The sequence below is a fragment of the Bartonella sp. TT67HLJMS genome, from assembly GCF_042193375.1.
Taxonomy (GTDB): Bacteria; Pseudomonadota; Alphaproteobacteria; order Rhizobiales; family Rhizobiaceae; genus Bartonella; species Bartonella grahamii.
This window is the reverse complement of sequence record NZ_JBHILP010000022.1, coordinates 1-1,899: the sequence shown is the minus strand read 5'-3', so window position 1 is coordinate 1,899 and position 1,899 is coordinate 1. Positions and strand designations below refer to the sequence as shown.

Below are 1,899 nucleotides of genomic sequence, written 5' to 3'. Positions count from 1 at the left end.
AATGCAAACACAGGCATATTTGCAGATGATCACTCCACAATAACAGTCTCTGGAGGATCATTCGATGGAAAAACTGATGGGGTATATACTAAAGAAGGCAGCACCATTAATTTAGACGAAAAAGCTGCGGTTACATCATCTGATGGTTCTGGACTTCATGCAGAAGGTTCAGGAGCAAAAATCACGAAGACGGGAGGAACTGTCAGTGGAAAACAAAATGCATTATTTGCAGAAAAAGGTGGACAGATCGATGTCACGGATGTTGCTTTAACAACAACAGATAGCACTGGAACTGGCGCAAAAGCCGATGGCGCTAACAGCGTCATTACATTAAAAGGCACAACAACCATTGAAAAAGTTGTAAACGGCCTTGATGTAAAAAATGGAGCGACAGCCAAGATGACCGGTGGTTCTATTGCTGCTTCTCAAATAGGTGCCCTTTTCAACGCTAGCGGAAGTGATGAAAATAAAAACACGCTGGAAAATGTGAACATATCGAGCGGTAACGATAGCGCTTTGATGGATAAGGGAATAAGTGCCGAAAAAAGCACTGTGACTTTAAACAATGTAACCGTCACTCAAGCAAACACAGGCATATTTGCAAATGATCACTCCACAATAACAGTCTCTGGAGGATCATTCGATGGAAAAACTGATGGGGTATATGCTAAAGAAGACAGCACCATTACTTTAAACAACAATGTTACAGTCGCATCATCTAATGGTAATGGACTCCGTGCAGATGGTTCAGGATCTAAGATCACAATGGCAGGAGGAAAAGTAACAACAATAGGGGATGCGCGAATTGCATTATTTGCAGAAAAAGGCGGACAAATTGACGCCACGAATGTTGCTTTAACAACAGATGGCAAAGGAACCGGTGCAGAGGCCTTTGGTCCTGATAGCAGAATTGAATTGCATGGCGATACAACAATTAACAATACTTTGAACGGTCTTGGAGCAGTTGATGGTGGTAAAATTACCAGTGAAAATTTAACCGTTATGGGTGGTGAAGCAATTGATCAAGACCCCGACAAAAACCGCTCTGGTGTATGGACAGCGGACTCTGGGAGTGAAATTACGTTAACGGGCAAAACAACTATTGAAAATGTTGATGAAGGTTTTTATGCAGATGGTGGGAGTAAAATCATTAGCGGAGATTTAACAATGACCGGTGGTGAAAGTAAAAATGAGACCGTTGCTGTAAACGCTTCAGAACCTGATAGTGCAATCGAATTAAATGGTAAAACAACCATTCAAAATTTTGATGAAGGTCTTTTTGCAGGAAATAATAGCACGATTAAGATGATTAATGGTGATACTAAAGCAGCACAAAGTGCTGTAGAAAACAAAATAGAAGCAAAAAAAGTTGCACTAGCCGTAGCATATGGTGGACTTATTGATCTCAAAAATGTTTCTGTAACAGCAGGAATTAGCGGCTTGCAGTTTTTAGGTCTCTCTAAAACCAAACTCAATGAATCGGATGATCCCCAAAAACATCAAAGTAGTGAAATCAATTTAACCAATGCAGATATTCACGTTGAAAATGGTACTGGAATTCTTATTGGAGCTCTCACTGACAACGATATTGAAAATAATGCAAATCTGGCAATCGGTACAGCAAATCTCAAAAATTCAGAAATCCATGCCGATGTTTTACTAGGAAACGGCATTTATTTGAAAGAAAAAGGGGTTTGGAACCAAGTGGGTTTAAAAGAGATCTCCAACGGCACTTTTACATTAAGCGCTGATCAGTCTACTCTAGAAGGCAGAGCGAATATTGCTCAAGACAGAAATGTACACTTTGATCTGAAAAACGATACAACATGGACGTTGAAAATCAGCAAAAACGAAAAAGATAATGATGGCAATCTCCTTGATATTGCTCAAAGATCTCGT

The 1,899-nt window shown here is 40.0% G+C and carries 1 pseudogene; it reads left to right on the top strand.

The features are described 5' to 3' along the window. Positions 1-1,899 (top strand): annotated as a pseudogene (locus ACFIJQ_RS08660) (autotransporter outer membrane beta-barrel domain-containing protein); the annotation flags it as partial.